The following is a 13,028-nucleotide window of genomic DNA, read 5'->3' on the forward strand; positions in this document are numbered from 1 at the left end:
TAAATCTATTAGGGTTTAGTCCTTTTTATGTTTTGGAAGGAAAATGCAAAAGAGATATTGAAATAATTGCTAGAAGGGAAGGTTATGAATGGATAAATGGAAAACGTTAAAATCTGAATATCTATATCAAACTCCATTTGGAAACTTAAGAAAAGAAAAGTGTGAACTCCCGAATAGTAATATCATTGATTACTATGTAAATGAATATGAAGACTGGGTGAATGCAGTAGTTCTTACGAAAGAGAAACAAATGGTTTTGGTTAAACAGTACAGACATGCGGGTGAAGATTTCTTTTTAGAGATTCCAGCAGGTAAAATGGAAAAAGGCGAGTCACATGAAGAAGGGATACTTAGAGAGGTGAAAGAGGAAACCGGATATGTTTCGCAAAAACCTCCTATTCTATTAGGAGATTTTATGGTTAACCCTGCAACACAGACGAATAAGGTCAGAACCTATTTAATACAAGATGCTTATAAAGAATTCGAGCAAGATTTGGATGAGAACGAAGAGATTAGGGTTGAGCTGATCGATTTTGGAGAGATGGGGAACATACTCCAAAACAATCAGATCAAAACCCAATTGTTTACCGCCAATGGCTACTATATGGCTAGAGCCTATCTTGGTACATGTTAAGCCAACGGACATTTGTTCCACTATTTTCATAGATAAAGCGATTTGGTGAATGCTTACGGACATCTATTCCGTTATCTCATCAAAATAAGAAAGAAAACATCTGTTTTGTCTCAAATAGCGGAATAAATGTCCGCAAAGGAAGGCTTTCCCCTTGAATCAGTGCAAATAGCGGAACAAATGTCCGTAGGGAGCGCTGGGCACCGGCACACCAGAGATTTTTAACAGAAAGTGTGATTTTATGAAACGATCCATACTAGGGCTTGTCCTTTTTATATTAGGAGTTTCGCTCTTAGGTTGTTCATCTGAAGGAGATGCAGAAGAGCAAGTTACATACGAAGGACCTCGGCTGAAAATTGCTGTATATGGAGAAATGCCAGCGTACAAGTTTGAACGAATTCAATTTGTTCAAGTCGATAGAGAATACCTTTTCAAAAAAGGTGAAGATGCTAATTATGACGCACTTTTCGTAATGAACAATGTGCATGAAGAAGCAGATACACCTGAGTTTGCACCTGTTTTTAAAAGCTTACCTTATCCTGTGTTTTTTATCGATACATACGCTGAAGCTTATGTATTCTTACACCCTAATACAGGTTTAGGGTGGGTTGATGACCCTGGATACAACCTCTTCTTTGCAACAGGATCTTTTAAAGATGAAAACGGCACGACTTTCAATAGGTCGATAACATATCAACATCCACGTGAAGAAGATCAGGACTACGAATCATTGTATGTGCAACTATTCAAAGCTATAAATTCGATGATTCATTAGAGAAAACCATATAGCCTTCTTTCCATACTCAGAGCCTATCAAGCTCTGAGTATTTTTTTCTTCAAAAAATCCATTAATGAAAAGACAAGTGTCTTAATAGGATAGAATAACTGATCTTATCTATATAAGGAAGAAATCTAAACAGGTTCATTCAATCTGATCATAAGCGGGGTGACCAAAGATGTCCTATGCTTCAAAACAGGTTCAAAGTTTACCACCTTATTTGTTTTCAGTTTTTCATGAAAAGAAGAAACGTCTGCAAGCCAAAGGGGTTGATGTGATTGACCTCGGAATTGGTGCACCTGACTTGCCTACACCAGATTTCATTGTGGATCGACTCAAGGAAGAAGCGGTAAAACCGGAACATCACAAATATGCGCCGTATGCAGGTACACAGGAGTTTAGAGAAGCTGTCGCCGCATTTTATGAAAAGCAGTATAACGTCAGTTTGGATCCTGATAAGGAAGTTCTGACCTTGATTGGGTCTAAAGAGGGCATAGCTCACATGATATCAGCCGTGATTGATCCAGGTGAGGGGGTTCTCATTCCAGACCCAGGTTATCCCGTTTATGATTCTGCGGTGCATCTTGCATATGGAAAAAGCGTACCTTTACCGCTCGATCCTGACAGAGGGTATGTTCCTATGTTCGATCAATTAGATAAGGAAGAACTTAAACATGCCAAGCTCATGCTTTTAAACTACCCTAGCAATCCCACTGGTGCGACAGTGGAGATGGATACGTTTTTAGAAGCGGTTCTATTCGCAAACAAACACAACTTATGTATCGCTCAGGATGCTGCATACGGATTGGTCACGTTTGATGATTACCAGGCCCCGAGTATTATGCAAGTTCCAGGTGCTAAAGAGGTTGCGGTAGAGTTTGGCTCGTTATCGAAAAGCTTTAATATGACGGGCTGGCGAATCGGTTATGTGGTTGGGAACAAGGAAATTATTCGCGCACTGTCTATTGTGAAAAGCAATACCGATACAGGCCAATTTTTACCGATCCAAAAAGCTGGTGTGACCGCATTACAAAGTAACTTAGCAGCTGTTCGCCATAACAATGCCATTTATCAAAAACGAATGGAGACGATGCTCGAAGCCTTGTGGGAGATGGGCATCCATGCTGAAAAGCCAAGAGGAACCTTTTTCATTTGGGCCAAGGTGCCTGGCACTCAAACCTCTAAAGCATTCGCTGAAAAGATGTTAGAGGAAGCGGGCGTTATCGTTACACCTGGTACAGCTTTCGGAGCACAAGGTGAAGGTTATTTTCGCATTTCGCTTTCAGTTCCCAATGAACGGTTGAGAGAAGCTGTGCAACGAATGAAAACCTTCCAAGCAGGAGGAGACGTGGATGATTCCAAATAAGAACCAACCGAAAAGTGGAGCGAAAGCGATTATTGAATGCATGAAACGAGAATCTGTATCCCATGTCTTTTGTGTGCCAGGTGAGAGTTATTTACCTGTGCTTGATGCCATTCATGATGAGGAGTCAATTGCACTCATTTCAGCCAGGCATGAAGGTGGTGCTTCCTTTATGGCAGAAGGCTATGCCAAAGCCAGTGGGAAACCAGGTGTTGTGATGGCTACACGGGGTGTGGGCGGATCAAATTTAACGATTGGCGTTCATACTGCTTATCAGGATTCAACGCCAATGGTCGTTTTTCTCGGTCAGGTTCATCGCGATTTCAGAGGACGAGAAGGGTTTCAAGAGATCGATCTTGACCAGTATTTTAGCCATATCGCCAAATGGACGGTTGAAATTCAGGATGCCAAACGTGTGCCAGAACTTGTCCAGCGAGCTTTTCGAATTGCGCAAACAGGGAGGCCGGGCCCTGTCGTCGTGTCGTTGCCAGAGGATATGCTGATTGAGAAAGCTTTCATGAGTTTTGCCAACCCTGTTCAAAAACCTGCGCCAAGACCTTCAGTAAAAGAGATAGAAGCGATTGAGTCATTGTTGCACGAAGCAGAGCGTCCCTTGATTATTGCTGGAGGTGGCGTGCAACGGTCAGGAGCCGAGCTGAGCCTCTGGGGGTTTGCTAAAACATACGAAATACCAGTGATGGCAGCCTTCCGCAGGCATGATGTGTTTCCAAATGACGATGAGCATTATGTGGGCCATTTAGGGTTAGGGACCCACACCAATCTATTGGAAACTGTAGAAAAAGCCGACACGATATTAGCTTTTGGAACACGGTTATCAGAGGTGACCACACAGGATTATTCGATTATCAACAAAGACCATAAGCTCATTCACGTTGATATTGATTTTGAAGTGATTGGAAACGTCTTTGCGCCGGATGTAGGGGTAGTGGCCGATCTAAAAGAAAGTCTGCAGGCCCTTTCGAAAATCAATGTAACAACGAGGTGGAGCGAATGGCGGAAGGAAAGAAGAAGAGCTTATGAGGATGCAACCTCGATCGATAAGGAATCCTTCAATCAAAATGTGATCGCAACCATGCAAAAGCTTCTCACACAAGATGCCGTTTTGACGAATGATGCAGGGAATTTTGCTGGATGGCTCCATTCTTTTTATCAATTTAGGAAAAGGAACACGTATGTCGGCCCAACTTCAGGTGCGATGGGATATGGAATGCCAGCAGCTTTGGGAGCTAAGCTGGCTCGACCAGAACGTACCGTTGTCTCTTTATCAGGGGATGGTGGGTTTATGATGACGATGCAAGAACTTGAGACGGCGGTGCGATGCAACATCCCGATTATTAGTGTTGTCTTCAACAACCAGATGTACGGAACCATTCGCATGCATCAGGAAATCCATTATCCATACAAAACCATTGGAACAAATTTAGGGAGTGTTCAGTTTGCTGAGATAGCAAAAGGGATGGGAGCTCGAGGATTTTTTGTTAGAACGATTGAAGAATTTGAAGAGGCACTAACGGAAGCCATGAATGGAGGTGTTGCTGCCGTTATTGAAATTGAAAGTGATCCCGAACAAATATCTGTTTCATCAACCATTCAACAAGTGCGAGATAAACATAGATAATCAATTAAGGAGGTTACTTACATGTCAAAAACACTCATTAAAGTGGAGAAGTTGAAGAATTACATGGATGGGGAGTGGGTGGATTCTTCAAGTGGTCAATACGCATCGGTTACAAACCCTGCTACATTAGAGTCGCTTGTTCAGGTTCCACTATCAAGTGAGGGAGAGGTGGATCAGGCTGTTCAGATAGCCAAACGAGCACAAAAATCCTGGGCACTGGTGCCGGCTCCTCAACGAGCAGAAGTTTTACACCGTGTAGGCTTATTAATGAAAGAAAGAAAAGAAGATCTTTCTCAAATTTTAACGATGGAAAATGGCAAAGTAATCGAAGAAGCACGTGGGGAAGTACAAGAAGGAATTGATATGGCGTTTTATATGGCAGGAGAAGGGCGCCGCTTGTTTGGACAGACGACACCTTCTGAACTAAAAGATAAATTTGCCATGAGTGTTCGTTCCCCGGTTGGCGTTGTGGGTATTATTACACCTTGGAACTTCCCGATTGCGATCGCCACATGGAAGTCCTTCCCGGCTATTGTTGCGGGTAATGCGGTGATTTGGAAGCCTGCTACAGAAACCCCGTTAATGGCCTATGAACTGACCAAAATCTTTGAAGAAGCAGGCCTGCCTAAAGGGGTGCTGAACCTTGTGTTTGGATCAGGTTCAACAGTTGGAGATGCCATGGTAGAGCATGATGATATCCGCGTGATTTCGTTTACAGGATCCAATGATGTTGGAAGAAACGTTGCAGGGAAGTGCGGACAGAAATTAAAAAAGGTCTCGCTTGAGATGGGAGGGAAAAACGCCATTACGGTCATGGACGATGCAGATCTGTCCTTAGCTGTGGAAGGCATTCTCTGGAGTGCTTTTGGAACGAGTGGTCAGCGCTGTACGGCATGTAGTCGTGTTATTGTTCATGAGGATATAAAGGAGAAATTAGAAGAGCAACTTCTAAATGAGATGGCAAAGCTCTCGATCGGAAACGGTTTGGATGAATCGGTTAAAGTAGGTCCCATTATTAATAAAGCAGGACTTGAGAAGATAGAAAAATATATGGAGATCGGCAAGAGTGAAGGAGCCAAACTGCTCGCTGGCGGCTACGTGTTAAACGATGACAAACATGCGAGTGGCTATTATTTTGCACCAACCCTATTTACCGATGCTACACCTGACATGCGCATCGCTCAAGAAGAAATATTCGGACCTGTGGTGTCACTCATACCCGTGAAGTCTTTTGAAGAAGCGATTGAGGTGAATAACGGAGTGGAGTATGGGCTTTCTAGTTCCATTTTTACAAAAGATGTGAACAAAGTGTTTGCTGCCCAACGTGATTTAGATACAGGAATCGTCTACGTTAATGCTGGAACAACTGGCGCTGAAATCCATCTTCCTTTTGGTGGGACAAAAGGAACAGGGAATGGCCATCGGGATTCCGGTGTAGCGGCACTCGATGTGTTTACGGAATGGAAAGCGGTCTATGTAGACTACAGCGGAAAGTTACAACGTGCTCAAATTGACGTAGAATAAAGAAAGCTTATTAGGGTAAGGGGGAATCGAATATGAAGGTAGCTGTACTAGGCTCAGGTTTGATGGGGAAAGAGGCTGCACGTGATTTAGTGCAAAGTTCAGGTGTGAAAGAAGTAGGCTTAGCTGATATCGATCTTTCGCGTGCAGAGGAGGTATGTCAGCAGCTTGGATCTTCTAAAATTCAAGCATATAAAGTGGATGCTGGAGATGCCAATGATCTAGCTCAATTTTTGAGTAAGTTCGACGTTGTCATTAATGCGTTGTTCTATTCTTTTAATGAGATAGTAGCAGAAACAGCCATAAAAGTGGGGATTAGCTCCGTCGATTTAGGTGGTCATATTGGTCATGTGACGGATCAAGTGTTGAGCATGCACGATCAAGCGAAAGCAGCTGGAGTGACTGTCATACCCGATTTAGGTGTAGCTCCTGGTATGATCAATATCCTATCAGGTTATGGCGTCAGTAAACTGGATCAGCCTCATTCGATTAAGCTTTATGTCGGGGGCATTCCCGTGAAACCAGATCCTCCACTTGAATATAATCACGTCTTTTCCATGGAAGGCTTACTTGATCACTATACAGATCCATCTACCATTATTCGAAATGGAAAAGAACAACAGGTACCCTCACTATCTGAGGTGGAACGCCTGTATTTTGAAAAGTTTGGTCCGCTTGAGTCGTTCCATACATCAGGTGGGACATCGACCTTACCTAAATCCTATCCTTACTTAGATACGTTAGAGTATAAAACCATTCGTTATCCGGGCCATGCGGATAAAATGCGCCTATTAGTAGACTTAAACCTTACACGAAATGATTATGAAATTGAGCTCGATGGAAGAAAAGTAAAACCTCGTGAGGTGTTATTGAAGACGATTGATCCGATTGTGGCTTTAAAAGATAAAGATGATGCTGTACTTTTGCGTGTATTGGTAGCAGGAAAAAAGAACGGAGTCCAAAAAACTTACGAGTATGAAATGGTGACGTATAAAGACCGAGCGAGTAATGTCACAGCAATGGCTAGGGCAACAGCGAACACCATTTCCGTGGTTGCACAAATGATCGGAAGCGGTGCAATTACGAAACGAGGCGTACATCCTCCGGAAAACATTGTTCCTGGAGAGTTGTATATTGAAGAAATGATGAAACGAGGAGTCAATATTTCAGAAGGAAGCTCCTCTGACTGATCGATAAGAGTAGGGGTGTCAATCACATGTGGATTGGCACCTCTTTTATATTTGAATACCGAATAGATCAGACTTTTAAAGCACAATCTAATAAAAAATCATAGTAGGGGGGAAGATCATGGATTGGGATTTCATATGGAAATCAGCTTTAATTGTTATTGTAGGTACGTTTTTATTGCGAATAGCTGGAAGAAAAACCATCTCCCAAATGACATTAGCTGAAACTGTCATTATGATTGCGATCGGCTCATTGCTTATTCAACCTGTAGCAGGAAAGAATGTATGGGTTACCTTTATGGTAGGTGGCATCTTGGTTTTGACTTTAATTGTTATGGAATTCATTCAAGTGAAATCGGATGGATTAGAGAAGTTAATCACAGGCAAATCGAAAGTCGTTATTCAGAACGGAGTAGTGCAAGAAAAAACACTTGCAAAGCTAAGGATGACTGTCGATCAGTTAGAAATGAATTTACGGCAACAAAATGTACCTAATTTAAGTGACGTAAAATGGGCCACATTAGAGCCAAACGGTCAAATTGGATTTACTTTAAAACAAGATTCACAACCCGTAACAAAGAAGGAATTTCAACAGTTAATTCAAGCATTGGAAAGTAACGCGCAGCAATTGGAGCAGTTAAAAGCTCAATTAGCAACTACACCTGCCCCTAACGAAACGATGTTTTCTGAAATTCAAGATAAACATGCAAAAGAAAACTTTCCTGATAAATTGCAATAGAAAATTCAATTTAACGCGGAAGGTTGTAAAGATCATCCTTTTTACCTAAGGGCCATTAAAGTACATCAGACTATAGTCTTCCTTGTGAAGAAAAGGAAAGAATCGGTCACTTCATAAAGAGTGACCGTTTTTAGTTTTTAATGCATTAAAGCGGTTGTCTAAATTCGGCTTAAACTGGAAATGAAACGTTTGCAAATAGAAGGATAAGAGCGATTTATTTTTTATGAGATGGTATCTAGATCACATAGCTCTTCATGTAACCGCTTTCCTTCAGTTTTTCGGATATTTCCGCATGACTTCCTAGAAAGCCCTTGCTTAAAAAAATCGGTTTGTTATGATTAACAACGTTGCAAAAAAATCCGAACGTTACATACGAACAGGAGCGTGCATACATCGTGAATCAAACAATTGCTTTTCTAGGAGCCGGATCTATGGCTGAGGCTATGATCTCAGGTATTGTTCAATCTGGTAAACTATCACCTAAACAAATCATCGTGAGTAACAAAAGCAATCACAACCGTTTACAAGAATTAAAAGTGAAATATGGAATCAAAGCGGTTAATCGTGATCAATTAGATTATGAGTCTATTGACCTATTCATTTTAGCTATGAAACCAAAGGATATTGATCATGTACTTGACCATCTACAAGATAAAGTAAAACCCGAGCAATTATTGGTTTCTGTCTTAGCAGGAATCTCCACATCCTACATTGAGGAATATCTACCGCAACAACAGGTGATTCGTGTCATGCCAAACACTTCAAGCATGATCAGTGAATCGTCTACCGCTATATCTCCAGGAACTTATACACCAGAACAACGAGTAGACACTGTGAAATCTTTAATGGAAGGCATTGGAGAAGCCTATGTCATTGATGAATCCAACATGGATATTTTCACAGGAATCGCAGGAAGCGGCCCAGCGTATTTTTATAATCTTATGGAACATATTGAAGAAGCGGGTGTAGAAGGCGGTTTAGACCGTGAAACAGCTCGTAGCATTGCAGCACAAACGATTCTTGGTGCTGGAAAGATGATGCTCGAACAAGACGACACCCCAACAGAACTTAGAAAGAAAGTAACATCTCCGAATGGAACAACAGCAGCAGGACTTGATGCATTAAATGCTCATGGTGGAGGCGAAGCTCTATCAGAAGCTGTAAAAGGTGCTGCCAAACGATCGAAAGAGATTAGTGAGCAGATGAAGCCACTTGTCCATTCATAATAAAAAAATCAACTACCAATAAAACGTACAACGATAGAAATGTGAAACTAGGAGTGAGCGAGTGGTACCTGATACCGAAAAGAAACGCATTGTAATTAAGATAGGAAGTAGTTCGTTAACGAGCTTACAAGGTGAAATTAGCCGTCGTAAGCTCGAAAAATTAGTCGATGAAGTCGTCCGATTAAAAGATGAAGGGCACGAAGTTTTACTTGTATCATCTGGGGCAGTTGCTGCTGGATATCGTCGACTTGGCTGTTTATCTCGACCAAGTTCATTACCTGAAAAGCAGGCAGCTGCATCTATTGGTCAGGGACTTCTGATTGAATCTTATTCAGACCTCTTTATATCCCATGGCTATGTAGCCTCTCAAATCCTCATCACCCGCAGCGATTTTTCTGATGAGAATCGATATAATAACGCCCGAAATACAATCAATGTTCTTCTTGAGCGTGGAATTATCCCAATCGTGAACGAGAACGATACCATCACAATGGACTTTTTAAAGTTCGGTGATAACGACACCCTTTCTGCCAAAGTAGCAGGGTTAGTGGATGCGGATCAGCTCATTATTTTATCCGACATTGAAGGATTGTATGATGACAACCCATCTGACAACCCAGATGCAGAGCTGATTACACAGGTGCAAGAAATCACACCTGAAATCGAAGCTGTAGCAGGAGAACCAGGAAGCGCAGTTGGTACAGGAGGCATGCGATCCAAAATTGATGCCTTTAAAATCGCCATGGCGTCAGGAATTTCCTCTTTCTTAGGAAAAGCGAGTAACCCCGATATCGTCTATAAAGCAGCTCATAACGAAGCGGTTGGAACGTACTTTTCTTCAGATGTTGAGTCGAATAATTTGGATCAAAAACAACAATGGATTGCGTTTAACTCAGGTCCAGAGGGTGACGTAATTGTTGATGCCTCAACTGTTGAGACGGTAATTGAAGCGAAAGAAAGCCTTCAACCGGAAAATGTTCATAGTGTAAAAGGTGATTTTGATGAAGGCGCTGTTGTCCGCATTCTTGATCTTGAAGGGGAAGAAGTCGGCCTTGGCGTTGTGAATTATTCTTCAGAAACGTTTAAGCAAATTAAAGAATCTGAAAGTAAAGATCTTGAACAATACCAGCAAGCTGCAGTCGAAAGTGATGACCTTGTATGTCATCTTGAAATCTCTATTCCAATTGGAGTTTAAAATTTAAAGGAGGATTGGATGCTAACAACAAACATTAACGTCGAAAAGCAAGCCATAGAAGCGAAGAAAGCATCGAAAAAACTATCTATACTTTCAACGGAAGAGAAAAATGAAGCCCTCATTACATTAGCCAAAACCTTAGAAACGAACTACGAAACCATCCTGAAAGCAAACGAAGAGGATTTGGCAAAAGGACGTGAAAAAGGGTATGAAGACGCCTTTATGGATCGTTTGGCTCTTTCAAAACAACGTGTGTTTGATTTTGCCCAAGGATTACGGGACGTAGCTGAATTAGAGGATCCAACTGGTCAAATTCATTCCCAGTGGGAGCTAGAAAATGGATTAGATGTAAAACAAGTAGCAGTCCCATTAGGTGTGATCGGCATGATTTACGAAGCCCGTCCTAACGTAACCGTGGATGCGACAGGGCTAGCTCTTAAATCCGGAAATGCAATCGTGTTAAAAGGTGGATCTTCAGCCATCACATCCAACAAAGCCATTGTCGATGTGATGAAGCAAGGATTAGAAGAAACGAAAATCCCGACTGATGCGATTCAGTTTATCGATAGTACGGACCGAAAAGCCACACAGGAATTGTTTACTATGAAAGAGCATGTAGACGTTCTGATTCCTCGTGGAGGCGGTTCTCTGATTAAAGCTGTAGTCGACAATGCAACTGTACCTGTACTAGAAACAGGAGTAGGGAATTGTCATATTTACATCGATGAACATGCGGAAGTAGAAAAGGCTCTCAATATTTTGGTCAACGCTAAAACTGATCGTCCAGCTGTATGTAACGCAGCTGAAACGGTGATTATTCATAAGGCGTGGTTAGATGCGCATAAAGACGAGTTGATTGAAACCTTGCAAAAGCATGAGATTTCCACACATGGGGATGACTTTGCTCAAGAAGCAATCCCTGGCACGAAGCCAGCTGGTGAGCAAGACTGGAGTAGTGAATATCTGAGCAAAGATATCGCAGTAAAAACCGTTGCAGATGTAGTGGAGGCTATTGAGCATATTGAAACGTACGGTACGAAGCACTCTGAAGCCATTGTGACTGAGAGTGAGAAGAATGCAGATACGTTTATGAAACTAGTAGATGCTGCAGCTCTTTATCATAACGCTTCAACTCGATTCACAGATGGAGGAGCACTAGGCTTCGGCGCAGAAATTGGTATTTCCACACAAAAGCTTCATGCAAGAGGACCTATGGGACTACCAGCATTAACGACTGTAAAATATATGATGAGTGGAAATGGACAAATTCGATAGAAAAAGAGGAAGGCATGCTCAGATGTGAAAATCTGGGCATGTTTTTTAATGGGTATATATGGATAGTTAAGTACCATTCTCTGAGGATAGGCATATCATGGTGGTGTATATTTAAGAAGGGGATGAGTACATGTACTATGAACCAGGAACGTATCCGTATTACGTTCAACAACCAAACGTTATGCCACGAAATCATCAAGGAGCAGAAGAGCAAATAAGTGAAGCTATACGCTCTAGCATTCAACGAGAAGCTTCAACGATGGATGTTTATCATCGCTTAGCGCAAATGGCACCAGATGAAAACCATCAAAACCACATTCTTCAGTCATTAGAAAACAAAAGAGCGCACGTAAATCAATTTACGGATTTATATGTGAACCTAACAGGAACTCAGCCAACGTACCAAATTGAGCAAGTTCCTTTTAACAATTACCAAGAAGGGTTACAAAGAGCTTATGAAGCAGAAGTTGCAGGGTATGAAGAGTATCAGAATAGTCTCTTACTTACTCAACACCCGCTTGTTCAAAATGTTTTTCATTGGGCTCTGAATAATGAAAGCGATCATGCAACTAGACTGGGAAACCTGAATCGGGAAGCAAGAAAAGATTATGGTGGAGAGCCGTATGTGGTCAATATTGAAAAGGCAACAGTGAAAAATAAAAATTTCCGAAAAGCGATCTGGACCGGTGAACATCTACAAGTGACCCTAATGAGTATTCAACCAGGAGATGACATTGGGTTAGAAGTTCATGATGTCGATCAATTCCTTCGGGTCGAAGGAGGAAAAGGCCTTGTTCAAATGGGGGATCGAAAAAACAACCTAACGTTTGAAAAGAAAGTAAAGGATGACTATGCCATCATGGTTCCTTCTGGAAAATGGCATAATCTAACCAATACAGGAGATGAGCCATTGAAGATTTATTCGATCTACGCCCCGCCAGAACATCCAAAGGGGACCGTTCATAGAACAAAAGCAGAGGCTTTAGCTGCGGAAGAATAGTTGTAGATAAAAAGAGCATTTCCTTAAGAGGAGATTGCTCTTTTTTACATTTTTTGAAGGAAATGAGGAAGAAGGGGGAGAAACGTTACAAGAGAAAATTCGAGGGAGAGAAAGCCTCGGGGGCAAGAGTGAACATATTGTTTGTATTAGAAGAGCCATCTTATGTAGGTGTAAGCCTAATAAGATGGCATTATTTGCTTGGGGGGATGGAGATGCGCGCAGAAATAGGGGTTCCGCGCAGAAGTGATGGTGCTCCGCGCAAAAGTCCAGTGCTCCACTGAGAAGCAGAAGAGCTCCGAACAAAATCTAATCCCCATTAATCATACAAGCCCTACGAATCTATTTAAAAATCCTCAAGGGCTTCCCAACTTGTAGCGTCTTTTTTAATAGGGAGAAAACGTAGTAAGTGTTTAACAAATTTTAGGTGAAAGAAGGAATTCATAAGTTAGAGTAGAATTTTACACTTATCAAAGC

At 41.8% G+C, this 13,028-nt stretch carries 11 protein-coding genes; all 11 read left to right on the forward strand.

Features of this window, described 5'->3' with window-relative positions; all coding sequences use genetic code 11:
• Positions 1-88: 88 nt before the first annotated feature.
• On the forward strand, positions 89-634 hold the full coding sequence (locus H514_RS0102520) for an NUDIX hydrolase (RefSeq protein WP_027445519.1): 546 nt from the start codon (positions 89-91) through the stop codon (positions 632-634).
• A 238-nt stretch (positions 635-872) separates the two neighbouring features.
• The gene (locus H514_RS23855) at positions 873-1,406 is read left to right on the forward strand and encodes a hypothetical protein (RefSeq protein WP_027445520.1); all 534 of its coding nucleotides are present in this window, start codon (positions 873-875) and stop codon (positions 1,404-1,406) included.
• 181 nt (positions 1,407-1,587) lie between these two features.
• The gene (locus H514_RS0102530) at positions 1,588-2,775 is read left to right on the forward strand and encodes an LL-diaminopimelate aminotransferase (RefSeq protein ID WP_027445521.1); all 1,188 of its coding nucleotides are present in this window, start codon (positions 1,588-1,590) and stop codon (positions 2,773-2,775) included.
• Positions 2,762-4,411, forward strand: coding sequence for a thiamine pyrophosphate-dependent enzyme (locus H514_RS0102535; protein WP_027445522.1), 1,650 nt, complete (start codon positions 2,762-2,764; stop codon positions 4,409-4,411). The genes H514_RS0102530 and H514_RS0102535 overlap by 14 nt, the downstream gene beginning before the upstream one ends.
• Before the next feature lie 21 nt (positions 4,412-4,432).
• Positions 4,433-5,935 carry an aldehyde dehydrogenase family protein gene (locus tag H514_RS0102540; protein ID WP_027445523.1) on the forward strand — a complete coding sequence of 501 codons (1,503 nt, stop codon included), beginning with the start codon at positions 4,433-4,435 and terminating at the stop codon, positions 5,933-5,935.
• 32 nt (positions 5,936-5,967) lie between these two features.
• Positions 5,968-7,122 carry a saccharopine dehydrogenase C-terminal domain-containing protein gene (locus H514_RS0102545; RefSeq protein ID WP_027445524.1) on the forward strand — a complete coding sequence of 385 codons (1,155 nt, stop codon included), beginning with the start codon at positions 5,968-5,970 and terminating at the stop codon, positions 7,120-7,122.
• A 118-nt stretch (positions 7,123-7,240) separates the two neighbouring features.
• Complete coding sequence (locus H514_RS0102550) at positions 7,241-7,858, forward strand: DUF421 domain-containing protein (RefSeq protein ID WP_027445525.1); 618 nt, start codon at positions 7,241-7,243, stop codon at positions 7,856-7,858.
• Positions 7,859-8,250: 392 nt separating this feature from the next.
• Entirely contained in the window at positions 8,251-9,084 is an 834-nt protein-coding gene (proC, locus tag H514_RS0102555) for a pyrroline-5-carboxylate reductase (RefSeq protein WP_027445526.1), read from the forward strand.
• 61 nt (positions 9,085-9,145) lie between these two features.
• Positions 9,146-10,279 carry a glutamate 5-kinase gene (proB, locus tag H514_RS0102560; protein WP_027445527.1) on the forward strand — a complete coding sequence of 378 codons (1,134 nt, stop codon included), beginning with the start codon at positions 9,146-9,148 and terminating at the stop codon, positions 10,277-10,279.
• A gap of 18 nt (positions 10,280-10,297) precedes the next feature.
• On the forward strand, positions 10,298-11,554 hold the full coding sequence (locus H514_RS0102565; RefSeq protein ID WP_027445528.1) for a glutamate-5-semialdehyde dehydrogenase: 1,257 nt from the start codon (positions 10,298-10,300) through the stop codon (positions 11,552-11,554).
• A 130-nt stretch (positions 11,555-11,684) separates the two neighbouring features.
• A complete protein-coding gene (locus H514_RS0102570) occupies positions 11,685-12,554 on the forward strand; it encodes a cupin domain-containing protein (protein ID WP_027445529.1) in 870 nt (289 codons plus the stop codon).
• Positions 12,555-13,028: the final 474 nt, after the last annotated feature.

The organism is Pontibacillus marinus BH030004 = DSM 16465 (assembly GCF_000425225.1).
GTDB classification, from domain to species: domain Bacteria; phylum Bacillota; class Bacilli; order Bacillales; family BH030062; genus Pontibacillus; species Pontibacillus marinus.

Coding starts and splice junctions, on each gene's coding strand:
- H514_RS0102545 (WP_027445524.1), top strand. CDS start 5,968: ATGAAGGTAGCTGTACTAGGCTCAGGTTTGATGGGGAAAGAGGCTGCA.
- H514_RS0102570 (WP_027445529.1), top strand. CDS start 11,685: ATGTACTATGAACCAGGAACGTATCCGTATTACGTTCAACAACCAAAC.
- H514_RS0102530 (WP_027445521.1), top strand. CDS start 1,588: ATGTCCTATGCTTCAAAACAGGTTCAAAGTTTACCACCTTATTTGTTT.
- H514_RS23855 (WP_027445520.1), top strand. CDS start 873: ATGAAACGATCCATACTAGGGCTTGTCCTTTTTATATTAGGAGTTTCG.
- H514_RS0102540 (WP_027445523.1), top strand. CDS start 4,433: ATGTCAAAAACACTCATTAAAGTGGAGAAGTTGAAGAATTACATGGAT.
- H514_RS0102535 (WP_027445522.1), top strand. CDS start 2,762: ATGATTCCAAATAAGAACCAACCGAAAAGTGGAGCGAAAGCGATTATT.
- H514_RS0102520 (WP_027445519.1), top strand. CDS start 89: ATGGATAAATGGAAAACGTTAAAATCTGAATATCTATATCAAACTCCA.
- H514_RS0102550 (WP_027445525.1), top strand. CDS start 7,241: ATGGATTGGGATTTCATATGGAAATCAGCTTTAATTGTTATTGTAGGT.
- H514_RS0102565 (WP_027445528.1), top strand. CDS start 10,298: ATGCTAACAACAAACATTAACGTCGAAAAGCAAGCCATAGAAGCGAAG.